This is a genomic window from Ferrovum sp. PN-J185 (assembly GCF_001581925.1).
Taxonomy (GTDB): domain Bacteria; phylum Pseudomonadota; class Gammaproteobacteria; order Burkholderiales; family Ferrovaceae; genus PN-J185.
The window spans coordinates 43354-68119 of sequence record NZ_LQZA01000004.1 but is presented as its reverse complement, the minus strand read 5'-3'; the positions used below and the strand labels follow the sequence as shown (position 1 = coordinate 68119).

Sequence of the window (24766 nt, the reverse complement as noted above, 5' to 3'; positions counted from 1 at the left end):
ATTTAACAAGTAACTAAGGATTAATTATGTTTGGATTTGGGAGCAAGAAACAAGAATCCGCAATGGATCAGTTCATTAAAGCCATTTATGGAGACCCGCCACCAGCAAAAAGAGCGAATTTATCTGCCGCTATTGATCTTGCTGGAGAGTTATTAATGGGAGAGGTGTCAGAGAAGGAAATCTCAATTATCGGCACCAAACTTGAGAGTGGCCCTATCCCCTATTCAACACATGATTTGGCTCTGTCCATAGCTTTGAATTTTTTCAAGGATCCGCAATACTTACCTAAGCTTGGTATGGCTCAGATGATGGCGAGAATGACAATGCTTGAGTGGTTCCAGGAAAATAAAGTAGCTCCCTTGCTTGTTAAGAGTTTTGAAGACACCTTGTATAAGTTATATAAGTAAAGCTTGCTCACTACACATTTGCTTACACACCGACACTGACCACCCGCAGATCCCCTGTTTGTGGGGGTCTATCATGGGCTTCTGCTCTCATAATCCTTTGGTCCCAGGTTCAAGTCCTGGTGGGCCCACCAACATAAAAGCCTCTAACATTTTTTGTTAGAGGCTTTTTCTTTAAGCATTTATCAATCAAAATACCCATAGTTAATAATTTCTGGAATGCTAGTCAAATTCGGGTAATCCCAATCAGAGCAAGAAGTAGGCTCAAAAACAGCAATTGGCTGCCTTATAGTAGTCAAGCAGTCTTTTAATATAGGTTCCAAAAATAAACTTTTCAATCTATGATGGAACCTTCTAACGGAGATCCATCATGTCTATTAACGTGAAACTGTCAGAAAAGCTAGTTGAGCAAGCCAAAATGATTGGAAGTATTGAGCATCGCTCAGTGCCCAAACAAATTGAGTATTGGTCTCAGATTGGCAAAATTGCCCAAGAAAATCCAGACTTACCTTTTTCTTTGATTCGGGAAATTTTAATTGCCGATCAAGAGTCTACTGTTGGCGATTACGTTTTTAACTAATGCGTTTACTGGTCGGCTACTTTTATAAGGGCCACTAAAAAACTGCATACCCCACAAAAGTTAGAGTTAGATGCCGCGCTCAAACTTATCTGCAAAGATCCTACTATTGGAGAAGCAAAGCTAAGAGATTTATTGGGGATATATGTCTATAAATTTAGACTATTTCAGCAGCGGTGTTTATTAGCTTATCGAATTTTAGATGCAGAAAGCATCAAGCTTTTAACGTTTCGATCGCATGAAAATTTCTATCGAGATTTAAAGCGCTAAGATGAATAGTTCATTAGCTCTCCAAGCCTTTCGCAAATACGGATCAATATTCTTTTGTCTAAGTAGAGTATCACTACTTATAGTCACTAGGAACATCCGCTAACAGCACGACCTTAACTAAATATTACAGGACACTATTTATCTCTTTGGTTGATGAATGGATTTATTAGATAAAGTAATTTATAGGTGTTTTTAAGTAACTTACACCATTACTTTCAGGAGTGGGATACTTCCCTGCGCGAATATTTATTTGTATAGATGGGATAATTAAGTTAGGTAAAGTTAATGTTTTATCTCTATTTGATCTAAGCTCGACAAATTGTTCTTCTGTTACCCCAGTATGAACATGAATATTTTTTTCTTTTTGTTCCTTGATGGTGGTCTGATAAGAAATATGTTGTCTATCTTGAGGTGGATAATCGTGACAAAGATAAACTAAGGTATCATCAGGATAAGAGTAGAGTTTTTGAATCGACCAATACAATGAGCTCGCATCTCCTCCAGGAAAGTCACAGCGTGCTGTTCCTACATCAGGCATGAATAATGTATCACCAACAAAAAGACAGTTTTCAATTCGATAAGCTAGACATGCAGGGGTATGACCAGGGACGGTAATTGCTTCGCAGATGGATTCACCAAATTGAATACAATCTTTATCATTCAACAGAATATCAAAGTCGCTTCCATTAGGTATAAATTCATTGCCAAGATTGAAAATGTCTTTAAATACAGACTGAACACCTGTAATAGTCTTACCAATAACCAATTGCCCGCCCAGTGCTTGTTTTAAATAATAACCTGCACTGATATGGTCTGCGTGAGCATGGGTTTCTAATATATAGTCAACAATAAGATTGTTTTGTTTAACAAAATGAATGATTTCATCAGCTGAATGAGTATGAAACCGCCCAGATTTTTGATCAAAATTTAATACCGAGTCGATGACTAAAGCATGTGCATCATTAGGGGAATAAACCACGTAAGAAAATGTCCATGTCTCTTTATCAAAAAATGGATGTATTACGTGGTTTTTCATCATTGATTAATTGACTTCCAGTAATTCCACATCAAAAATAAGTTTGGCATTAGGGGGAATAACACCACCTGCACCACGGCTACCATACCCTAAATGAGGAGGAATAATTAAGGTTCTCTTACCCCCAACCTTCATTCCAGCCACGCCTTCATCCCAGCCTTTTATAACTTGTCCTGCACCAAGTGGAAACTGAAAAGGTTGGTTACGATCAACTGAACTATCAAATTTTTGGCCTTTATGATCCGTTGCGTTAGGATCATATAACCAACCAGTATAGTGAACCGAGACTTCTCGTCCTGCTTTAGCAGTGGCCCCTGTCCCAATCACATGATCAATCATTGTTAAGCCGTCTAGTGTCATTGTGGTTTTCTCCGTAGAACCTGAAAAACTATTATGGGCTATGAAAAAAGAAGCAAAAAAAGCAATAAAAAAAACCAGCAGTTTTTTCATAGAATCTCCTCAAAACGTAAATAGTAGCATGATTATTTTAAATGCTCAGTCCAATATTTCTCTAATCGTTGTAGCGAAATGGGAAATGTGGTTTTCATGGGTTGAGCGTATAAAGAAATATAAAATTCTTCTAACATTTTAGCAAATTGTTTAGTATGTGAGGATTGACCATATTTTGAGATATGGTCAGTCAGTCTTTTCTTAAAAGGCAGAGACTGTTTACATTTTTCTAAATCCTGCCGAGTATCTAAACTATACCTTTCAAGACGAATAATGAGTCCCTCTAGATAGCGTGGTACCAGCATTAGTTCATCAAATGTCAGATTAGTCCACATTGACCAATTCATTAAGGATTCAAAATGGGTAGCTATATCTGTTAATGAGACATTATTAGAAGATTTTTTTAACTTGTCTGTATGTGAGTAATAACGTTTTGCCAGTTCGATTATCTTTCGATGAACATTATTTAACTGATTAAGATAGGTGGTTAGGTTTGATTTAGTAAAGAGATAGAATTGATTAAATGCTTCTTCATCTTTAATAGTGGTATTAAAAGTAGTTAAACAGTGTCTTAGAAGAAGGTGAAGCCATGCTTTTTTTAGCCATACCTCAATAGGAGAAACAGGAGGATGTGCAAGTTTCGATAACAATAATCCCATTTCTTTACTATTTGAGAAATTTTTATCAATGTTATTTAACCAAGATTTAAATTGAATTTCAAATAGTCTTACAATTCCTTGCTGCGTTGTATTTTTTGCTTCAGTAGGATCTTCAACAGCACGAATAAAGAGATGATCGTTCTCATTAACGAGAGCAGGAAACACTCTAACTGTCATCTCTTGTTTTACAATATCAATGTACTCAGGTAAGGTTCCAAAGTTCCATTGTGTGATTTCTGCTAATTGTAAAAGCGGATGGCTAAGTTGTTGTTTTTCTTTTTCTAGACGTTGCTTGAGCTTATCTTTTAACGTGCTTAGAGACCTAGATTGAGCGATCTCTTGCAGAGAATCATCAACCACACGGATATTCATTAATAAATGATCTGATAGTGTATTAGGCCAATTATCTGGTTGTATTTTTTGTTGATAACGCTTTGCAATAAATTCTTCTAAACAGTTTTTTAGTGATCCATTTTTTTCTGAGTAACAATCTAAAAATTCTGTGATGAATTTTGGAACAGGAACTAAGTTACGTCTTATCTGCTGAGGTAAGCCTTTAATTAATTGTTGAATTTTATCTCGTATCAATCCAGGAACAAGCCACTCGAGGTTACTCTCCTGTAAGGTCACTAACAGGGGAAGTGGGACAGTAATGGTTACTCCATCAAGAGAATGTCCCGGTTCAAATCGATAGGTTAAATCGTAGGTATGATTGTTTATAGTTAAGGTATCAGGATATAAAACGATGGTTGTTGAAATACTATTATGTTTTTTTAATTGGTCTGGTGTGAATAATAGCTGTTGTTTTTCTAGTGATGAACGCTTTTGATACCAATTTTGTAACTCTTGTGCTTTAGTAATGTGAGAGGGAATATATTGTCGATATAAATTTACTATCGCCTCTTCATCGATAAGTACATCTTGGCGTCGTGTTTTATGTTCAATCAGAGCCACATTTTCAATAGTTTCATGATTAACTCGTATAAAGTCAGGTATGTTTTTTTCAGACTCTTGTAGTACACACAGATGACGAAGCAATAGTGTGTGTGCTTGTTCAGGATCACGTTGTGATAGTGACACCTTTCTTCTATTTATAATTTGTAAACCATACAAAGAGCCATTTTCATAGGCTATAGCTTGACCTTGTTGAGGATCCCATTCACCTGGAGTCAGGGTATAGTGCATTAATTGCTTAGCATATTCCTCAACCCAGTGATTTTGAATTTGACTTACTATTCGTGCTTGTAACAATCCTGTATCAAGAATATCTGCTGCCATAATCCATTTTGGTTTTTTCGACGCTAAAGTAGATCCTTTACTTATTTTAAATTTTAAGCTTCTCACACCCTGATAGTGCTCTAACTCCGTATGATAATAGCCAATTTGACTAATTAAACCACTTAACAATGCACGATGTAATTGTTCATAGGTGGCTTCTTTGTCGTTAGGTATGATATGAAAACCTTGAGCAGTTTGTTTGATTTGATGATGTAATTCATGCCACTCCCGCATTCTTTTGTAGTTTAAGAAATGTTCGTGACACCAACGTATTTGTTGTTTTCTACTTTTTCCTTGTTCTTTTAGGTAGGCATGCCATATGTTTATGATAGTAACAAAGTCAGATTGAGGGTCAGCAAAGAGTTTATGTTGTTGATCAGCTTGTTGTCGCCATTCAAAGGGACGTTCACGTGGATCTTGTATACTCAAAAAAGAGGTAATAATGAGAGCTTCCGTGACGCTATGATAATCTTGTGCGGCAATTAAAATACGTCCTAGATGCGGATCAATAGGAATTTTAGCAATTTGTTTCCCTAAAGCTGTTAGTTGGTATTGGTGATCAATGGCACCTAGCTCGAGTAATTCAATACGTCCACTTTGTATGGCTTTTGGTGAGGGAGGGTCGATGAAGGGAAAGTGTTCTATTTCACCCAGCTCGAGATAAGCCATTTTTAGCATGACCCCTGCCAGAGAACTTCTCAATAATTCTGGAGTAGTGAAAGCGGGTCGACTGAGATAATCCTCCTCACTGTAAAGGCGAACACAGATACCAGGGGCAATACGTCCTGAACGTCCTGCCCGTTGTTGCGCTGAGGCTTGAGAGTTTTTCTCTATGAGCAATTGATCGATTTTATTACGTTGGCTGAAGCGTTTAACTCTCACTAAACCACCGTCTATCACATATCGAATTCCAGGGACAGTGAGTGAGGTTTCAGCAACATTAGTAGATAAAACGATTCTTCTTTGGCCAGTTGTTTTAAAAATTTTATCTTGTTCCTCTTGAGATAACCTAGCATATAAAGGAACAATTTCTGTATGAGGAGGTTGTTGTCTTTTCAACGAATCGAGGGTATCTCTGATATCTCTCTCGCCCGGAAGAAATACCAGAACATCTCCTTGATAGGTTTCTTTCATTAAGTCATCTATTACATGTAAAAGATGACTTTTAGTATCTCGTTCTTCTTCGTCTTCTTGTTCATCATTTTCATCAATTAAAGGAGGACGGTATCGTATATCCACAGGATAACTTCTGCCACTCACTTCAACAATTGGAGCGCCATTAAAAAACGCTGAAAATTTTTCTGTTTCAATGGTTGCTGAGGTGATAATCAGTTTTAAGTCTTGTCGTCTGGGCAGTAAATTTTTTAAATAGCCCAATAGAAAATCAATATTTAAACTTCTCTCGTGAGCCTCATCAATAATAATGACATCGTATGCTTTGAGTAGGGGGTCATGATGGATTTCTGCTAATAAAATACCATCTGTCATAACTTTTACTGAGGTAAGCTTGGGGTTTACTCTGTCCTGAAAACGAATTTTGGTGCCTACTCCCACACCAACTTCAGTTTTTAATTCAAAGGCCAAGCGTTGTGCAACCGATCGTGCAGCCAGACGTCGGGGTTGGGTACAACCGATCATTTTGGTTTGTCCAAAACCGAGACTAAGACACATTTTAGGGATCTGAGTGGTTTTCCCTGATCCTGTTTCACCACATAAAATTAGTATTTGATGACTTGATATAAGAGATTGAATCTCTTCTAGATGTTCATGAATGGGCAATGAGCCATCAAACTCTGGACTCAAGGCAGTTTTTTCCATGGTAGTTATGATTTAGAGTAAAGATATAAGCGCTCGCTGTGGTCACCAGGACGAGATCCACTCCATAGTAGTGTGCCTTTTATAGAGGGATAAATACGGTGACGAGGATTATCTTGAATGAGAATTAAGTGGCAATTTTTCCCACGATTAATTTCTTCGCGCTCAGTATGTAGGTTAAGGTAGTACTCGAGTAAACCACGTTGTGGTTCTCCTAAACCAAGGCTTGCTACACAATCTTGATTATTAACTAAATGAGTTGATAAGGATGCCATTACAGAAGTGTATCCTCTAGCACGTTCTATGTAAGGTAACCAGAGAGTCATTAATAATAACCATGTGACAGTTAATCCGACAGACCAATTTATCAACGCTCGTCTGGCATTTTGATGAGAGCGCATAATGGTTACTATCCATAATAAGCTGATAAATAAAGCAAAGAGAAAGGGCAGAACATGAAACTGTGCTCTATAACCGGGTAATTTGTCATCTAACACATTTACAATACTTTCTGGAAAATTCAAAAGTTGCGCAATCCAACCAAGCCAAAGAACAAGGGTGATTAAACCGAAAGTAATCATCCCAAACCAATCAAGCGCGTGAGCTGTTCCTCTTTTTAATAAATCAATATTTCCGCCAGCCAATAATGAGAGAGGAACTAAAAGTACTAGTGTATAAAATTCATTAGGTTGTGTACAAAAGCCCAGCACAAAGTAAAACCACAATATGGTTAACATAATAAAGCGTATAGATGGTCTTGATCTTAAGGCTTTCCCCCCATACCAAACTACTCCTAAAGCAAGAGGGGCTGCAGGAAAGGCGAACCAAATACTTACACCAAGATAATACAGTGGACTTGTTGTAAGAATAAACCATTTTTCAGGATGCAAAAATGGTTCTACAAGTCTAATCCACCATTGCTGAAACTCATGTGGATGATGTAAATGAAGCGCGTAGGGCCAAATAACCAAGAAAGGTGCCAGAGTAACTGCAATAGCAAATAAATAAAAAAGTGGGTTTTTGGGTTTTACGGGTCTAATAACTATCGGACTAAAAATCATCAGTGGTAACAATAGCCCAATAGCTATTGGACCAATAGATAAAAACGCTATACCAAGCCCAGTTCCTGCTAATAAACCAGCCCATACAGATTGATTCCTCGACCAAGGAATAGCTACCAATACCATGGTAGTACCCGTAATCCAAGACAGATGTGAACTCATCTCATGGGCGCGTAGCAACAATCCCACGCAGCCCATAAGCAAAATGACGCTCGCACGCATTGCCCTAACACCAAATAAAGTGTATCCACCTAATGCTGTAATAATAAAAGTGAGAGCCATGAATAGACCGCTTGCGAGCCTTGCTGCATCTGCAGGATTAATCCAGCCTTCAAAGGCTCGTTGTATTAGAGCTGCGACCCAAAAATAAAAAGGGGGGGTATTGAAATAAGGCTCTCCACCCAAAGTTGGATACAACCAATGTCCACCATGATTTAAGTGGTAAACAATACCTTGGCTGACGGCTTCGTCATATTTCCAGGGAGAGTGACCTGTGAGACCGGGAATAAGCCATGCAAAACAGATTAATACAAAGAGTATGGTTTTACCTGGGGTAAATTTTCCGTCAAAACTTAGGGACTTTTTGTTGGAGAGAAGTGATAGCACGTGATCTCCAGTTAGACTAAAGGCAGCGCGATCGCTGCCTTTTTATGCTGTATAAAATGATTACTTACGAGCGTATTTTTGGCGGAATTTCTCAACACGACCTGCAGTATCCACAATTTTTTGTTTACCGGTGTAAAAAGGATGGCAAGCTGAGCAAACCTCAACAGAGAGGTTTGGTTTACCAAGTGTTGATTTGGTAACAAATGAGTTGCCGCAACTACAAGTAACAGTTACGTCTTGATATTCTGGGTGAATTTCGGGTTTCATAATCTTTTATCCTAAACAATATGTCGGGGTATACGACACTAAGCCCAATATTATGACTTAAAACGCTATTTATGGCAATAAGGATGTTGGAACTTAACTATCCTCTACGCATAGAATCAAAAAAGTCCGCATTGTTCTTTGTAGCTTTAATTTTATCTAGTAAAAACTCCAATGCTTCAATCTCATCCATTGGATAAAGCAACTTACGTAGAACCCAGATTTTCTGAAGAACCTCTTGTTTGAGTAACATTTCTTCACGGCGTGTACCTGAGCGGTTAACGTTAATAGCTGGATAGATTCGTTTTTCGGCCATTCTTCTGTCCAAATGAATCTCCATATTACCCGTGCCTTTAAACTCCTCGTAAATCACATCATCCATACGAGATCCAGTATCTACAAGCGCTGTGGCAATGATGGTCAGTGACCCACCTTCTTCAACATTGCGCGCTGCGCCAAAGAAACGTTTTGGACGTTGCAAGGCGTTGGCATCAACCCCGCCTGTTAGCACTTTACCTGATGAGGGAATAACGGTATTGTAAGCTCTGGCTAAACGAGTGATAGAGTCAAGTAAAATAACCACGTCTCGTTTGTGTTCTACTAAACGTTTTGCTTTTTCAATAACCATTTCAGCTACTTGTACATGACGTGTGGCTGGTTCATCAAAAGTAGAAGAAACCACTTCACCACGAACTGAACGTTGCATTTCAGTTACTTCTTCGGGACGTTCATCGATTAATAAAACGATTAGATGTGCATCCGGATTATTTGAGGAAATAGAATGTGCAATATGTTGCAACATAACAGTCTTGCCGCTTTTAGGGCTTGCAACGAGTAACCCACGCTGTCCCTTACCAATTGGCGCAACAATATCAATAACGCGACCAGTGAAATTCTCTTCTGCTTTGATATCACGTTCTAATATAAGTGGTTCTGTTGGGAACAGTGGAGTAAGGTTTTCAAAAAGAATCTTGTTTTTTGCTTGTTCAGGTGGTTCACCATTCACTGCATCCACTTTAACTAAAGCAAAATAACGCTCACCTTCTTTAGGAATCCTAATTTCACCTTGAATACTATCGCCGGTATGTAAATTAAAACGCCTGATTTGTGAGGGCGAAATATAGATATCATCAGGGCTTGCCAAGTAAGAGGTTTCAGGTGATCTGAGAAAACCAAAACCATCCTGGAGAACTTCAAGGGTACCTTCTCCATATATACTTTCGCCTTTTTTAGCTTGATTTTTTAATAAAGCAAATATTAACTCTTGTTTTCGTAGTCGATTGGCACCTTCAATTTCATTTTTAATAGCCATTTCGACTAATTCGGTAACGTGAAGTGTTTTTAGGTCAGATAAATGCATAGAATTAATAAAAATTTAAAAATATGATTTTGGGAAAATATATAGTGGAATTTGAAGGTTAAGATTACTGTTGGTTCTGTTACACAGTATTTACTGATACTGTGCAACAGAATTTACGCTTTTTAAAGGTGACTGTCAATAAACGCGCTTAATTGTGATTTTGATAAAGCACCAACCTTGGTTGCTTCAACATTACCATTCTTAAACAGTAACAATGTTGGAATACCTCTGATACCAAATTTTCTTGAAGTTTCAGGGTTATCATCAACATTTAATTTAGCGATTTTTAATTTACCTGCGTAATCCTTTGAAATTTCTTCAAGAATAGGGGCGATCAATTTACATGGACCGCACCACTCAGCCCAGAAATCCAAAAGTACAGGGGTACTGGCTTGTAAAACGTCAGCATCAAATGAACGATCACTCACGTGTATTATTGATTCACTCATGATTTTCCTCTGAAAAAACAAACTTGAATTGTGTTTGATGAATCAGATGATTCATCGAAATTTAATTCATTTTAACCCAATTCATTATTGTCGCATAGTAGTTACAAAGTTGTCAGAAAAAGCAATTAGTTGTTTAAAATGACAAAATACTCTCGCTTACATAGACATTTTAAATCTTAATTAATTCAATTTTAGTATTTGTGATAGGCCTTTTAGTGCTGTTAGAATGTTTATTTTAGGTTAGGAGAGTGCTGTCATGACGTATGTGGTGACTGAGTCTTGTGTTCGTTGTAAATATACTGATTGTGTTGATGTTTGCCCAGTTGACTGTTTTCGTGAAGGACCTAACTTTTTAGTTATTGATCCTGATGAATGTATTGACTGTACCTTATGTGTCGCTGAATGTCCTGTTGAAGCGATCTATGCTGAAGATGATGTTCCTGAAAACCAACGTGCCTTTATTGCAATTAATGCTGACCTTGCGAAAGTGTGGAAGCCTATTATTGAACGTAAGGACCCTTTAGAGGATGCTGATGAGTGGAAAGACGTGAAGGACAAACGAGACTTCTTAGAGAAATAACATCATCATGGGCGCTATTAGCAACAGCCCATGAAATAAAGACGATAATTGAGCAATATCCTGAGGGTAGGGGAGTCACTGTAGTCGTCCCACACGCAAAACTTATTCCCCACCTCGAATCATTGGTTTTCTCATATGCTAGATATGTACATATCACAACTTTTTCACTATTGGCAGAACAGGTTCCCTTACATGGTCAAATTGTTGGGGAATATGAACGCCAACAATTGGTTTATGATGCATTAGTAGAAAATAGTTGGTTTGAAGAGCATTATCGCTGGCATTTCGCACAAGAGTCAGTGAGGTTAATGGATGAATTAAATCTCCAAGGTATTATTTGGCCAAATAACGAATCAGAATTAGCGCAGACTCTTGCAAGTGCTTATCAGTCAGCTCTATCACAGCCTCTTCAGTTTGAAGCACGAGTTGTTCATACACTTTGGCAACTACTTCATGATTCTTCCCGCTATTTATCAAGCTCAATGGCATATATAGCGCGCCTAAAAAACTTGCCTAAATATTGTTCAATGAATGTATTGATGGTGATGGAGGCAAGCATTCGTTACCCGGCGGAGAGACAGTTTCTAGAAGATATCAGTGATAACGTATTAATAAAGATAATTGCAACAGAACCCATCCAGCATTCTAAATTAAGAGATTGGTTGTCGAATTTATGGTTACATCGCTCAGACATAGCGCTTGTAGATTGGGCGAATTCTTATAAAACACGATGCCATGATAGTCCATTAATTAATCGGGTTAATTTGGTTGCTTGCGATTATTTTGAGCAAGAGACTGAGTTTGCTGTGTCTTGGATTGAAGCAAGAATAAAAAACAATCAAGTCCCTGTGATGGTAATTGCTCAAGACAGACAATCTGTAAGACGGTTACAGGCTTGTTTATCTTCTAAAAATATTCCTTTTGAAGATACTACAGGTTGGATATTTAGCACTACCACTGTAGTTGCGGCTATTAAGGTTTGTTTGAATTTAGCTCAACGAGGTTTTTCAAGGCAAGGTTTATTTGAGTTGTTTCATATACCGTGGTTTATGGGCGATGAAGAGGAAAATGAACGTTGCCAATTAATTGAACAGCTTATTAATGATATTGGACAGTTCTCTAACCAAAGCCAGTTAAATAAATGGTTAGTAAATGTGACTGTATTAGAAGAAGAAAATAATAATAAAACGAATAAGATAAAAAGAGCTCTTTTAACTGGATTATCATTATTTCAACATAGAAGATTAAGTCTTAGTGGATGGATCAATCAACTGTTTCAATTATTAGAGTGTTGGTCTATGTACACATCTTTAACTAAAGATATGGCGGGACAACAATTCCTGGAGTATTTGCAACAACTCCTTTCAAATAAACAACATCAACAAGGACTTTATGCTTTTAATGAATGGGTGGGATGGTTGGAAGAAGTACTAGAAAGTAGTTATTTTAAACCTGAATATACTAATCCTGTAGTTACTTTTAGCCAATTGTCTCAGTCATTGTATATATCATCAACAGCCACTCTTGTCCTTGGTATAGATAGTACTCAGTTACCATATATTCCAGTTAACCCCATATTTGGTGAATCTGTAAGAAAAGTATTTGGTTTGCCCCTGAGAGAAGATTTTTTAGAGGAATCGACAAAAGATATAATGGAGTTGATTGAGCATTCCAATACAATAGTGATGACCTATCGTACACAAATTAATGGAGCCCAATCCGTATTGGCACCCATGATTGACCTCATGGAAAATACCCATAAATATATGTATGGAAGTTCTCTTTTTATTAGTACACAATCATCTAATATAGAGAATCAGTCAATTCAGGTAACTAGGCCAAAGGTATCTATTCCCGCTAATAAATTCCCTCAAACGGTTACTGCATCGTTTTATCAAAGAGTTATGAATTGTCCTTATCAGGCATTTTTATATGATATTTTGTGTGTAAAAAAACCTTTCCCAGTCACCGAAGGCGTGACAAAAGCGGAGTTTGGCCAATTGGTTCACCGAGTACTTGAAAAAGTTGTTGTGTTTAAAAAATGTCATCCTAACCAGACTTGGCACGATTGTCTTATGCAGGTAACAGACAGTCTCTGGCAACCATTATTAGAAGAGGATCCTTACTGGCAGGCTTGGTATGTGTACTGGTGTTCTTTGATTCCGGTTATTTCAGAATGGTTTGATAAACGAGAACAAGCTAATTGGCAAACAATTGGCATTGAGCAACATATAAATAAGTTAAAACATAATTCGCGGGGTGAGGAGTTTGAATTAGTTGGTAATATCGATAGATTAGATACTAAAGTTGAAGATGGACAACAGATTACAGAAATCTTAGATTATAAATTACGAAGTAGTAAACACATTATAAGAAAAGATATTGAATCAGGAGAAGAAATTCAACTTCCTTTCTATGCCCAATTACTTGATGAGCTAGAGCCAAAAACCAGTTATGTTTTTCTTGAAGATCAACCCATACGAGAAGTGAGTATTAATCATCTATCTGAGTTAAGCGAAAAAATTATGGAGAGATGGTTTGATATTGTAAATGATACACGTAATGGCATAAGTTGGCCTGCAAATGGGACAACCAAAACCTGCGAGTATTGCCAATATCAAGGTGTTTGCCGTCGTCAATATTGGAATTAATATGAATACTTCACTGTTGAGGACATACGAAGCACTTAATCCAGAGCGCTCTGTGATAGTGGATGCTTGTGCTGGAACGGGAAAAACTTGGTTATTAGTTTCGCGAATTATTCGTTTACTTTTAGATAATGTTCCTCCTAATCAAATTGTTGCAATTACCTTTACAAGAAAAGCAGCATCAGAAATGCAAGTACGTTTACGAGAATGGAGTCATCAATTAGCATTTGAACATGACTCTTGGGTAATTGATTTTCTAGTAGAAAGAGGAATTACTCATCAGCAGATAAGTAACTATTTACCTCGTGCCAGAAAGCTCTATCAAAATCTAATGGCACAACCTGGTGTTGTTATAAATACTTTTGACGAATGGTTTTTGTCTTTAATTAAACAAGCACCCTTATCCTCATCAATACAATTTGATGTAAATCCTGGAATTGATCGTTTGTCGATTCGTCAGGAAGCATGGCTATCATTATTAAAAAGAATTGAATTAAATAATGATCACGCTGAGATAAATAATTTAATTAAAAAAATAGGTACCGAATCTCTTAGACAAATATTATTTGAAGGAGCTAACTGGCGTGTTGAGTGGCAATTATTTACACAACACAATAACCCTAAATTAGTATGGGAAAAAATAGATTTTGAACAAGCAGGGGCAATCAATCCTCAAGACATGATGAACGACTCTAGAGTGAATGTATTAGCCTTAGCATTAATTCAGCAATTAACACAATTAACTCCTGCTTTACAAAGACAAGCTCAAGAATTGTCTCTACTTATATCCACTTCAGAACAAGTGTTAGATTTCATTGAGTGGACTTTTACTCAGGAAGGATATGGTACTCCAAGACAGAATATTGCTAATGCCTTAAATGCAGTTCAGCAGAATCAGTTGTGGTTAGATTGGGTAGATTTAATGGAGCGGTATAGAGAGGGGGTTCGGCTTGAGTTTACTCGGCAGTTAAATTTACAACTCTTCACTTGCCTTGATGCATACATACAAGAGTTGATTCGTCTTAAAAAGATTAATCGTGAAGCAGATTTCTCTGATATAGCCTATTGGATCTATCAGCTATTGAGAGATCCAATACAAGCACCACATTGGTTCTATCGATTAGACACTCGTTTCCAACAAGTTCTAGTAGATGAGTTTCAAGATACCAGTCCGTTACAGTGGCATATTTTAAAACAGTGGTTTGTTAATGCTCGAGAGTCAGATTCTTCTCTGAGATTATTTATTGTAGGGGATCCTAAACAAGCGATATATCGTTTTAGACGGTCGGATAGTCGAGTTTTTGAAGAGGCAAAGGAGTTGTTGTTAGCTCAATATGACGCTTTACAATTAACTCTGTCTCAGTCTTATCGTAGTTATCAAGGAATTATTAACTTAGTTAATCGTTTATTTGAAAACAAGTCATCTTTTCCTCATGTTGCTCATCAAGCAAAAAACAATACAGATAAAGGATTGGTAAAACTTATTGTAGACAAACAAAATCGTAAACTTGAAACCAATAAAAAAGCCTATTCGGATAATCTATTACGTCATCCATTAAAAACGGCTCGTGAAGAATATGAAATGAATCCTACAGGGGCAATGGCTGTTGCTCACCTACTCAATGACTCTGTTGGGAAGAGAGATATCTTAACAGGGCAAGGGAAAAAAACACTAGAGTATAGTGATATATTAATTCTCGCCAGACGACGACAAACACTGATAGAGTTTGAAGAAGTATTCAGAGACCTAGGTATTCCATTTATTAGTCAGCAAAAAGGCCAACTATTATTTTTTTTGGAAATTGAAGATATTTTAAGTTTGCTAAAAGTGTTGGTCTATCCAATGGATAATTTAAGTTTAGCCAAAGTTTTAAAATCCCCTGTTTTTAATCGCACAGATACAGATTTATTGAGGTTTTCTCAAGATCTCTCATGGTGGCATCAATTGTCGTCCATATCTTGCTTTAACGATGTTTTCCTTTTACTGGACCACTGGAGGAAACTGTCACAACAGGTTCCCGTTCATGATTTGTTAGAAACGATACTAATTGAAGGAAAAGTTCTACAGTCCTATCAAGCGTGTTTATCTTTTGAGCGCTATTATCAGGCACAGTCAAATATTGACGCTTTTTTAGAGTTTACTCTATCGTGGAATAGTGGACGTTATCCTAATCTAGTGCGTTTTCTTATGGAAATGGATGAATTACGTAATGATGAGTCACAAGCTCCTGATCAAGGCATGCTTTCAGCTACAACCAATGCTGTTAAATTAATGACGATTCATGGAGCAAAAGGTTTAGAGGCACCAATGGTATGGTTAGTTGACCATGATGGATGGCGTGCTAAGGGGAAAAGTCATTTTTGGTATGTAAATTGGTTACCTGAGCACGCTTATCCTGATTACTTTTCTTATGTGCCTGAGAAAAAAATGATTCCCAAAACTCAGTTGTTTTACTTGGATAGAGAGGAAGCGTTACTTCAACAGGAAGAAAATAATTTATTGTATGTTGCTATGACAAGAGCTCAGAGTGAGTTATATATTCTGGGAGGAGTTGAGGAAAAAGAGACCGCTTGGATCAAAGAATTAATAAATCTAAAAAACATTCATCCTGATTTGTTAATAGTTGAAGAGTATCAATAAAAAGAGCTGAAAACTATTTCAGCTCTTTTTAGATTAAAAACTAACTATTAATTAACAAATATTATTACGCAGCAAAATTCTTTGCAGCAAATTCCCAGTTAACTAAATGAGCGAGATAAGTCTCGACAAACTTAGGACGTAAGTTGCGATAATCAATGTAATAAGCATGTTCCCATACATCAATACATAGAACAGCTTTATCTCCAGTAGTAAGTGGTGTACCCGCTGCGCCCATGTTAACAATATCAAGGCTGCCGTCTGCTTTTTTTACCAACCAAGTCCAACCAGAGCCAAAATTTCCAACCGCAGCAGTTTGAAAGGCTTTTTTAAACTCATCTACAGAACCCCATTTCTTATTAATGGCATCAAGTAATGCGCCAGTTGGCTCTCCGCCACCCTGTGGGCTAAGACAATGCCAGAAAAAGGTATGATTCCAAACCTGGGCCGCATTGTTGTAGATTCCGCCTGCAGGTGCTTTTTTTACGATTGATTCTAAATCCAAGCTTTCAAACTCAGTTCCTTTAATCAGGTTATTGAGGTTCACTACATAGGCGTTATGATGTTTACTGTAATGATAATCAAAGGTTTCTTCGCTCATATGCGGTACTAAGGCATTTTTGGCGTAAGGCAGAGCAGGTAACTGGTGTTCCATGAGATTCTCCATGTTTATGAAAGTTTAGACTAATTCTATAAAAATAATAAGAAAAAGAAAACAAAAAAATCCCTCTAGGGTTTTTCTACCTAGAGGGAGTGAGCGTTACACTGATGTTGGAACAGGTTTTTCTGGGTTTATGTTGTATTTCTTAATAGCTTCAGATACTACCTCAGGTTTGATTTTACCTTCCTCAGCCAGGGCATTAAGGGCAGTAATTGTTACGTAATAACGATCAACCTCAAAGAAGTGTCTGAGTTTGGCTCTGGTATCAGAACGACCAAATCCATCGGTGCCTAAAGTCACATATTTACCTGGTACAAAAGCTCGAATTTGCTCAGCAAAGGTTTTGATGTAATCTGTTGCAGCAATAACTGGCCCATTGGTATCTTTTAGGCAGTTTTCCACATAAGACAGTTTTCTTGGTGCGGTTGGATGTAGACGATTCCATCTGACAGTATTCTGTCCCTCACGTGCAAGCTCATTGAAACTTGTTGCGCTCCACACTTGGCTATTGATACCCCAATCTTCAGCCAGCAGCTCTGAGGCGGCAATAACTTCACGTAATATGGACCCACTACCAAGTAATTGAACTTCAGGGCCTTTATGTTTTTCTTGGCGAGCTTTAAATAAATACATTCCTTTTAAGATACCAGCCTCAACTCCCTGGGGCATTGCGGGGTGGGAGTAATTTTCATTCAAAGTGGTTATATAGTAGAAAATGTTTTCTTGCTCTTGATACATTCTTCTTAAACCATCTTGCATAATGACGGCGACTTCATAGGCGAAGGTGGGGTCATAAGACACGCAATTAGGAATAAAGCTTGCATGAACTTGGCTATGACCATCTTGGTGTTGTAAGCCTTCACCATTTAAAGTAGTACGACCTGAAGTCCCACCAATTAAAAATCCACGACACTGCATATCTCCTGCAGCCCAAGCGAGGTCCCCCACTCTTTGAAAACCAAACATGGAGTAGAAAATATAAAACGGAATTGTGGTAACACCATGGTTTGCATAGGAAGTAGCAGCTGCAATCCATGATGAGAACGCTCCCGCTTCATTAATCCCTTCTTGTAAAATTTGGCCAGTAACGTCTTCACGGTAGTACATCAACTGGTCGTGATCCTGTGGTTCATACAGTTGCCCCACAGAAGAGTAAATACCTAGACTGCGGAACATCCCCTCCATGCCAAAGGTTCTTGATTCATCAGGTACAATTGGTACGATTAATTTACCCAGTTCTTTATCGCGAGTTAGTAGTGTTAGTATTCTCACAAAGGCCATAGTAGTGGACGATTGTCGATCTTCTGTACTTTGTAATAGTGACTCAAAGGTTGATAGTGGCGGGACAGTGAGTTTGGGTACATCAAAGCGTCTTGCAGGGATATACCCACCTAGTTTTTCTCGTTGCTGTTTTAAGTACTGTATTTCAGGACTGTCATCACTTGGTCGATAGAAGGGGATTTCTGCAATCACTTCATCTGATATCGGTATTTGGAAACGATCACGGAATTGTTTGATTGCATGTTCACCCATTTTTTTCTGTTGGTGAGTAATGTTTTGCCCCTCTCCAGCCTCACCCATACCATAGCCTTTAACTGTTTTAGCTAAAATTACAGTAGGTTGGCCTGAATGACGCACAGCTGATAGATATGCGTTATAGACTTTAAATGGATCATGACCACCTCTATTCAAACGCCAAATATCATCATCTGTCATATTAGCTACCAAACGAGCTAATTCAGGATATTTACCAAAAAAATGCTTTCTCACATAAGCACCATCACGTGCTTTCATACTTTGATATTCACCATCAACCACTTCCATCATCCGTTGTAACAGTAACCCAGAACGATCTTTGGCAATTAATGCGTCCCACTGTCTTCCCCAGATGACTTTGATGACGTTCCAACCAGCACCACGGAAATCAGCTTCAAGTTCTTGAATAATCTTGCCATTACCACGTACTGGCCCATCTAGGCGTTGTAAATTACAGTTAACAACAAAGATAAGATTATCTAGTTTTTCGCGGGCAGCAAGGGATATCGCACCCAAGGATTCTGGTTCATCCATCTCGCCATCACCCATAAATGCCCAGACTTTTCGATTTTCAGTTTTTGCTATCCCTCTGTTTTCAAGGTATTTCATAAAGCGAGCCTGATAGATCGCCATTAAAGGCCCTAAGCCCATTGATACAGTAGGCATTTGCCAAAAATCAGGCATTAACCATGGGTGTGGATAGGATGACAAGCCGCCACCATCAACTTCTTGACGGAATTTAGCAAGCTGCTCTTCATTTAGGCGACCTTCTAAAAATGCTCGAGCATAAATCCCTGGCGCTGAATGGCCCTGGATATATAGTAAATCACCACCGTGTTCAGCACTAGGAGCTCTAAAAAAATGATCAAAACCAACATCATATAAGGTTGCAGCCGACTGGAAACTAGCAATGTGTCCACCAAGTTCACTTGATGTTTTGTTGGCTCGGACCACCATAGCCATTGCATTCCAACGAATTAACGAGCGGATTTTGTGCTCCATTTCAGGATCGCCTGGAACACTCACTTCCTGGTGGGGTGGAATAGTATTTATATAAGCGGTATTTGCGCTATAAGGTAGAAAGGCACCTGAACGTCTCGCTTTATCAATTAATTGCTCGAGTAGGTAGTGAGCTCGTTCTGGCCCTTCAAGTTCAAGTACGGAATCTAAGGCATCAAGCCATTCTTGGGTTTCTTGTTTATCATTATCAGGCACTGCGGACATAGTTAGTTCCCTCGCGATCAGCGGTTTAGTTTATTAGATTGACTCCTCCAGCCGGGATCACCGGCCACAACCACTATATTACTGCCAAAATAGATTAGATGCTATGGGTTGAAGGGGGAGTTTCCAGGGTCCAGTGGCCTGATTGTCCACCCGCTTTCTCTAAGAGACATATGTCTTTCATTATCATGCCTTTATCTGCTGCTTTAAGCATATCGTAAATAGTTAATAAACCTATTTGAACGCCAGTTAGTGCTTCCATTTCCACCCCCGTTTTACCAATAGTTTCAACACTGACTATACAGTGAACTGCGGAAAACTTAGGATCTAACTTAAACTCCACATTAATATGAGTTAACGCTAAGGGATGACATAAGGGAATCAAATCCGCAGTCTTTTTTGCACCTTGAATAGCAGCAATTTGGGCAACAGCGAGTACGTCCCCTTTTTTCGCCTGTCCTGTTGCAACCAGATCATAAGTGGTTGGTTTCATGACAATGGTGCCTGTAGCGGTTGCCTTGCGGTGAGTGGGGGGTTTTTCTGCAACATCAACCATATGTGCATCACCCTGAGCGTTAAAGTGTGTAAGTGCCATATTGAATTAAGAAAAAAGTAATTAAGTTAGGTTATCATACAGTTATGAAAAAAGTCTTTCTTTGTCTTTTAATTTGCTGTTTCGCTGGGCAAGCGTTAGCAGTTGAATTACCTGATCTTGGTGACAGTTCAGCAAACTATCTGTCTCCCCAAGAGGAATCAGCACTTGGCCGTCAGGTGATGATGGAAATTCGCTCTGATCCAGCTTATTTTGATGATCCAGAATCGGTTGATTTTGTGAATCATGTTGCTGGGCGTTTATTGGCAGTGAGTGACGATGCAACAGGTATGCACTTTGAAGTGTTTATATTACAAGATCCAACACTCAACGCATTTGCTATGCCAGGAGGGTTTATTGGGGTTCATACCGGATTGATTATGGCTGCAGAGACAGAATCTGAATTGGCTTCAGTACTCGCTCACGAAATATCTCACGTCACACAACATCATATTGCCAGAGAAATGGAAGCGCAAAGCCAAAATATGCCTCTTACTTTGGCTGCTATGGCAGCGGCACTATTGGCTGCTAGAACGAGTCCTGATGCAGCAGTTGGAGGGATGATGGGTGCTCAAGCTGGTGCTATACAGGCTCAATTGAATGCCAGTAGAGGATACGAAAAAGAAGCTGATCGTTTAGGTATACAAAGATTAATTAGATCAGGATACGATCCGCGGGGTATGTGGACTTTTTTCGAGAAACTTCAGCACTATGATAGTTTTTACGAGGGAGTCCCAGCTTTCTTACAAACCCACCCGCTTACTACTGAACGGTTGGCTGAGATACAGAATAGATTACAGAATATTCCCTATAAGCAAGTACAAGATAGCCCCAATTTCCAGTTGGTACGCTCAAGAATTAAGGCTCTTGTTGGTACTCCTAATGAGGCAGTACGATCTTTTGCTGGTGAAGAGTTAAATCCAAAATATCCGCAAGATCAACCTGAAATATACGGTTATGCTGTTGCTCTCTGGCGAAATCATCAGTTCAGAGAAGCTCAGCAAAAGTTAGATAGCATTAGATTGTATGCAAAAGCTAATCCAATGTTTTTAAGTCTAAATGCGGCCATAGCACAAGATGAGGGTAAACTTGATTTGGCTTTAGATTTATATCATCAAGCTTTGGCTCAGTATCCTGATGATAGAGCACTTAATTACGGGTATATAAAAACGCTACTAACTTTGAAGCGTAATCAGGATGCGTTAGAGCATATTCGTAAACGAATAAGTCATAACGAACAAGATGCAAAACTATATAACTATGAGGCACGTGCATTTGCTGCTCTTAACCAGCAGCTTGCAAGTCACCAGGCCTTAGCTTATTACTATGAGCATATGGATAATTACAGTGCTGCATTAGATCAGTTACAAATTGCTTTAAAAACAGGCGACGGAGATTTTTATCAAAAATCATCCGTCGAAGCTGAAATAGATACTATTAAAAATGCCTTGGCATCTGACAAGGCAAAACGTAAAAAATAATGTTGTTATTGTTTTAACCGACTGACCTGTACGGTTAAATCAGTGACCTGCTTTTCAAATTGCGTTAAACGCTCTTTTTCTTGATTAACAACCTCGACTGGTGCTTTATCGACAAAACTGGTATTGCTTAGTTTTTGACGAGCTTTGTTAATTTCAATAGTGAGTTTTTCAATTTGCTTGTTTAGACGTTGAATTTCTGCGTCAACATCAATTTCTACTTTAAGCATTAATTTGTAATCACCCACTACTGCAACAGGAGCGGTTGTATTATCTAATACTTGTGAATCAACGTATTGCACTTCACTTAACTTACCAAGATGAGCTAAATGGTCGGCGAATGAATGCAGGTTATCAGTATTACCGACAATGAGTAACGGTACCCGGTCTTTGGGTGAAAGATTCATTTCTGAACGTAATGTTCGACAAGCATTAACGAGCTCTTTAAGAAGACTAATTTCTTTATCCGCTTGGTCATCAAATTGGGTAATAGTAAACTCTGGATAGGGAGCAACCATAATACTTTTATCATGACGGTTCATTAATGGAGCGATTTTCTGCCATAGTTCTTCAGTAATAAAAGGCATTAATGGATGAGTTAAACGTAATATTGTTTCCAGAGTATGAATTAACGTGTAGCGGGTTGCGTATTGAATATCTTGATCAGTTGATCCTAAAGAGGTTTTAGCTAACTCAACATACCAGTCACAGTACTCATCCCAAACTAACTGATAAATACTACGAGAAGCCATATCGAAACGATAGGTATCAAATCCTTCTCTTACTTCTTTAATAGCTTGATTGAGTCGACTCAACATCCATCTATCAATTAGCCCAAAAGTTCTTGGAGTGATTTCAAATGTCGATTCATGATCTGGCAGATTCATTAATACATAACGAGTTGCATTCCAAATTTTATTGCAAAAGTTACGGTAACCTTCGCAACGTTGTAAATCAAATTTTATATCACGCCCATGTGTGGCAAGACTGGCAAAGGTAAATCGTAATGCATCTGTACCAAAACTTTGAATACCTTTAGGAAATTCATTACGCGTTGCTTTTTCAATGGTTTTGGCTTGTTTAGGATCCATTAAATTACTGGTTCTCTTATGCACTAGACTTTCAAGATCTATTCCATCAATGAGATCAATGGGATCAAGAATGTTCCCTTTGGATTTACTCATTTTTTGACCATGAGCGTCACGGACTAAACCTGTGATGTACACTTCTTGAAAGGGTATTTTGCCGGTAAAATGATTTGTCATCATAATCATTCTTGCTACCCAAAAGAAAATAATATCAAACCCAGTCACTAACACATTAGTTGGTAAGTAAGTATCTAGTTCCTTGGTTTTATCAGGCCAACCCAAAGTTGAAAAAGGCCATAAGGCAGAAGAAAACCATGTATCAAGTACGTCATCATCTTGTTTTAGCTTTTTATTGGCTGCTAAAGACTGTGCTTCTGCTTCTGAATGAGCAACAAATACATTACCATTTTCATCATACCAAGCAGGAATTCTGTGTCCCCACCATAATTGGCGAGAGATACACCAATCTTGAATATTTGTTAACCAATGGTTATAGGTGTTAGTCCAATTTTCTGGAATAAAACGGATTTGTCCGGATGAGACCAATTCAAGTGCTTGCTGTGCAAAACCTTCCATCTTTACAAACCATTGATCTGACAACATAGGTTCTATGACAGAGCGGGTTCGATCACCTCTTGGTACCATAAGAGTATGTTTTTTAGACTCAGCTAATAAGCCTTGTGACTCTAACTGTTCAAGTACTTTTTGTCTGGCAACAAATCGATCTAAACCTTGGAATTCAGTAGGGACATGTTCATTTAGTTTCGCTTCTTTTGTGAAAATATTAATCGGTATTAATTGATGTCTTAATCCCACTTGGTAGTCATTAAAGTCATGAGCCGGAGTAATTTTTACGCAACCCGTACCAAAGTTGCTATCTACATAATCATCAGCAATGATGGGAATATGTTTATCAGTTAGTGGTAAGGCTAAATACTGACCAATCAGTGACTGATAACGATCATCTTGAGGGTTTACTGCAACAGCCATATCACCAAACAGTGTTTCTGGTCGGGTGGTTGCTACTACTAAGAACTGACCTGGTTGATTTACGATAGGATAACGGATGTGCCATAAAAACCCTTGTTCTTCCTCAGAAATTACTTCTAGATCCGATACAGCAGTCTGAAGAACAGGATCCCAGTTGACTAACCGTTTACCGCGATAGATCAGTCCTTGTTGATACAAACGTACGAAAACTTCGTTGACGGCTTTGGATAATCCCTCATCCATGGTGAAGCGTTCTCTCTCCCAGTCACAGGAACTGCCCATACGCCTCATTTGACGAGTAATAGTAGACCCGGAGTGCTCTTTCCATTGCCATACCTTTTCCAGAAAACTATCTCGCCCCAAGGTTCTTCTATCAAGACCTTGAGATTCTAACTGTCTTTCCACAACAATTTGTGTGGCAATCCCAGCATGATCCGTTCCTGCTTGCCAAAGGGTATTGTCACCCTGCATACGATGGTAACGGATAAGCGCATCCATTAATGTATGTTGAAAGGCATGTCCCATATGTAACGTCCCTGTTACATTAGGGGGAGGCAATAAAATAGAATAGGGGGAGGTATTGCTTTGGTTGCGTGCTTTAAATAAACCCTCTTTTTCCCAAAAAGGGTACCAGCAGGATTCTATAGAATGGGGGTCAAAACTTTTATCTAATTCAATCATTATTTACGGCTCAAATCATGTGTATAAATTTCAAAACCACGATCACGGTAGTACTGGAAACGTAATCGTGCTGCTTGTCTATCTTGCTCATCAATACTTACAATTTCTAATAATCTTTGAAAACGAGCAAAGTAGTCAAAGCGCTCTGGATGTAAATTAACTAAACAGTCGTGGTGCCATGGTGTCTGTCCAGCGCAATCAATTACAATCGGTACTTCATTGGCGATTGGGTCATTACTCAGACAATGAGGAATCACTGAAGTGGGATTGATTTGCCATAATAGAGCATCAAGTGTTTCGGCTTGATGTTGAGTAGCAGTCCTTACCCAAATAGTTTTTTTTTGCTCCCAGGCTTTTTGAATAAGTTTTTGTGCCACAAGAACTTGGTCTTTAACATGGGTATAAAAGTCAATCCGCGTCACTC

Annotated in this window: 18 protein-coding genes and 1 pseudogene; 7 read left to right on the top strand and 12 right to left on the bottom strand. The window is 38.4% G+C overall.

The features are described from left to right. Positions 1-26 precede the first annotated feature (26 nt). From FV185_RS08005 to FV185_RS09470, 3 genes and pseudogenes are all read left to right on the top strand, one after another. Positions 27-407, top strand: a complete 381-nt coding sequence (locus FV185_RS08005) for a hypothetical protein (RefSeq protein ID WP_067496157.1) — start codon at positions 27-29, stop codon at positions 405-407. 367 nt (positions 408-774) lie between these two features. Continuing rightward, complete coding sequence (locus tag FV185_RS08000) at positions 775-984, top strand: TA system antitoxin ParD family protein (protein WP_067496154.1); 210 nt, start codon at positions 775-777, stop codon at positions 982-984. An 18-nt stretch (positions 985-1002) separates the two neighbouring features. Next, positions 1003-1251 (top strand): annotated as a pseudogene (locus FV185_RS09470) (type II toxin-antitoxin system RelE/ParE family toxin); the annotation flags it as partial. A 166-nt stretch (positions 1252-1417) separates the two neighbouring features. Here the strand turns inward: FV185_RS09470 and FV185_RS07995 are convergent. From FV185_RS07995 to trxA, 7 genes are all read right to left on the bottom strand, one after another. Next, positions 1418-2290, bottom strand: a complete 873-nt coding sequence (locus tag FV185_RS07995; RefSeq protein WP_197457838.1) for an MBL fold metallo-hydrolase — start codon at positions 2288-2290, stop codon at positions 1418-1420. Between the two features lie 3 nt (positions 2291-2293). Continuing rightward, positions 2294-2737, bottom strand: a complete 444-nt coding sequence (locus FV185_RS07990) for an FKBP-type peptidyl-prolyl cis-trans isomerase (protein ID WP_067496152.1) — start codon at positions 2735-2737, stop codon at positions 2294-2296. Between the two features lie 32 nt (positions 2738-2769). Next, positions 2770-6492, bottom strand: coding sequence for an ATP-dependent RNA helicase HrpA (hrpA, locus tag FV185_RS07985; protein ID WP_067496149.1), 3723 nt, complete (start codon positions 6490-6492; stop codon positions 2770-2772). Between the two features lie 5 nt (positions 6493-6497). Next, the gene (locus FV185_RS07980) at positions 6498-8156 is read right to left on the bottom strand and encodes an ArnT family glycosyltransferase (RefSeq protein WP_067496145.1); all 1659 of its coding nucleotides are present in this window, start codon (positions 8154-8156) and stop codon (positions 6498-6500) included. A gap of 60 nt (positions 8157-8216) precedes the next feature. Then, positions 8217-8423: a 50S ribosomal protein L31 gene (gene rpmE / locus FV185_RS07975; protein ID WP_067496142.1), complete on the bottom strand. Its 207-nt coding sequence runs from the start codon at positions 8421-8423 to the stop codon at positions 8217-8219. Positions 8424-8520: 97 nt separating this feature from the next. Then, positions 8521-9780 carry a transcription termination factor Rho gene (rho, locus tag FV185_RS07970; RefSeq protein WP_067496138.1) on the bottom strand — a complete coding sequence of 420 codons (1260 nt, stop codon included), beginning with the start codon at positions 9778-9780 and terminating at the stop codon, positions 8521-8523. Positions 9781-9902: 122 nt separating this feature from the next. Then, complete coding sequence (gene trxA / locus FV185_RS07965) at positions 9903-10229, bottom strand: thioredoxin TrxA (RefSeq protein WP_067496136.1); 327 nt, start codon at positions 10227-10229, stop codon at positions 9903-9905. Between the two features lie 256 nt (positions 10230-10485). Here trxA and fdxA point away from each other — a divergent pair, with 256 nt between their 5' ends. Genes fdxA through FV185_RS07950 form a run of 3 tightly spaced genes read left to right on the top strand, consistent with a single transcriptional unit; the run spans position 10486 to position 16098 of the window. Beyond that, positions 10486-10809, top strand: coding sequence for a ferredoxin FdxA (fdxA, locus tag FV185_RS07960; RefSeq protein WP_067496134.1), 324 nt, complete (start codon positions 10486-10488; stop codon positions 10807-10809). Next, entirely contained in the window at positions 10767-13460 is a 2694-nt protein-coding gene (locus FV185_RS07955) for a PD-(D/E)XK nuclease family protein (RefSeq protein ID WP_067496131.1), read from the top strand. The genes fdxA and FV185_RS07955 overlap by 43 nt, the downstream gene beginning before the upstream one ends. Next, positions 13393-16098 carry a UvrD-helicase domain-containing protein gene (locus FV185_RS07950; protein ID WP_082787096.1) on the top strand — a complete coding sequence of 902 codons (2706 nt, stop codon included), beginning with the start codon at positions 13393-13395 and terminating at the stop codon, positions 16096-16098. Before FV185_RS07955 ends, FV185_RS07950 begins: the two co-directional genes overlap by 68 nt. Before the next feature lie 64 nt (positions 16099-16162). Here FV185_RS07950 and FV185_RS07945 read toward each other — a convergent pair whose 3' ends face one another. From FV185_RS07945 to moaC, 3 genes are all read right to left on the bottom strand, one after another. Next, positions 16163-16750, bottom strand: coding sequence for a Fe-Mn family superoxide dismutase (locus FV185_RS07945; RefSeq protein ID WP_067496125.1), 588 nt, complete (start codon positions 16748-16750; stop codon positions 16163-16165). 105 nt (positions 16751-16855) lie between these two features. Next, positions 16856-19516: a pyruvate dehydrogenase (acetyl-transferring), homodimeric type gene (aceE, locus tag FV185_RS07940; protein WP_067496122.1), complete on the bottom strand. Its 2661-nt coding sequence runs from the start codon at positions 19514-19516 to the stop codon at positions 16856-16858. A gap of 94 nt (positions 19517-19610) precedes the next feature. Next, entirely contained in the window at positions 19611-20108 is a 498-nt protein-coding gene (gene moaC, locus FV185_RS07935) for a cyclic pyranopterin monophosphate synthase MoaC (protein ID WP_067496119.1), read from the bottom strand. 44 nt (positions 20109-20152) lie between these two features. On the opposite strand from moaC, the gene FV185_RS07930 reads away from it, so the two are divergent. Next, positions 20153-21586: a beta-barrel assembly-enhancing protease gene (locus tag FV185_RS07930; RefSeq protein WP_067496116.1), complete on the top strand. Its 1434-nt coding sequence runs from the start codon at positions 20153-20155 to the stop codon at positions 21584-21586. A 5-nt stretch (positions 21587-21591) separates the two neighbouring features. Here the strand turns inward: FV185_RS07930 and FV185_RS07925 are convergent, their stop codons facing one another. Further along, the gene (locus FV185_RS07925; RefSeq protein WP_067496402.1) at positions 21592-24339 is read right to left on the bottom strand and encodes a valine--tRNA ligase; all 2748 of its coding nucleotides are present in this window, start codon (positions 24337-24339) and stop codon (positions 21592-21594) included. A 2-nt stretch (positions 24340-24341) separates the two neighbouring features. After that, positions 24342-24764, bottom strand: coding sequence for a DNA polymerase III subunit chi (locus FV185_RS07920; protein ID WP_067496113.1), 423 nt, complete (start codon positions 24762-24764; stop codon positions 24342-24344). Between the last annotated feature and the right edge of the window lie 2 nt (positions 24765-24766).